Here is an 846-nt window from a genome sequence, read left to right on the forward strand (position 1 = left end):
CTAGGGTCAGGACCCATTGATTTCCGGTGGGTGGCGTGATTCACGGTTCGAAAAATGAGCGGTGATATGTCTGATCTTTTCTGGCTGACGGACGCGCAGATGGACCGTCTTGAGCCTTATTTTCCGAAGTCCCACGGTAAGCCGCGTGTTGATGACCGGCGTGTTCTGAGCGGAATTATCTTCATCAATCGCAATGGCTTGCGCTGGCGTGATGCTCCCAAAGATTACGGCCCGCACAAGACCTTGTACAACCGTTGGAAGCGGTGGAGCGACAAAGGCATCTTTGCCCAGATGATGGCCGGTCTGGCTGCTGATCACGGTGAGGAAAAGACCGTGATGATCGACGCAACTTACCTGAAAGCACACCGTACGGCCTCCAGTCTTGGGGTTAAAAAGGGGGGCGTGGGCGCCTGATCGGGCGCACTAAGGGCGGCATGAACACTAAGCTGCACGCAATCTGTGACAGCCAGGGGCGTCCACTGAACCTGTTCGTGACCGCCGGACAGGTCAGTGATTACACCGGTGCAAAGGCGCTGCTGAGCGGCCTGCCTGACGTCCAATGGCTTCTCGGAGATCGCGGGTATGATGCCGATTGGTTTAGAGAAGCGTTAAAAGACAAAGGGATACGCGCCTGCATCCCCGGTCGAAAGCAGCGCAAGAAAGCCATCAGATACGACAAACGCCGATATAAGCGGCGCAACCGCATTGAGATTATGTTCGGCAGGCTGAAGGACTGGCGGCGGGTTGCGACACGATACGACAGATGCCCAAAAGTCTTCCTGTCAGCAATCGCGCTTGCAGCCCTCGTTATCTACTGGCTTTGAAACTCAATGAGTCCAGAGCCTA

1 protein-coding gene is annotated in these 846 nt (G+C 55.6%); it reads left to right on the forward strand.

Features of this window, described 5'->3' with window-relative positions; all coding sequences use genetic code 11:
- Nucleotides 1-66 precede the first annotated feature (66 nt).
- Nucleotides 67-824 (forward strand): IS5 family transposase gene (locus KUV26_RS23495; protein WP_222510277.1). Its coding sequence is split into 2 segments (ribosomal slippage): nt 67-391 and nt 391-824, totalling 759 coding nucleotides; the frame shifts between segments, so codons are not numbered across the junction.
- The last annotated feature ends 22 nt before the right edge of the window (nt 825-846 follow it).

The organism is Leisingera daeponensis, assembly GCF_019801465.1.
Classification (GTDB): Bacteria; Pseudomonadota; Alphaproteobacteria; order Rhodobacterales; family Rhodobacteraceae; genus Leisingera; species Leisingera daeponensis_A.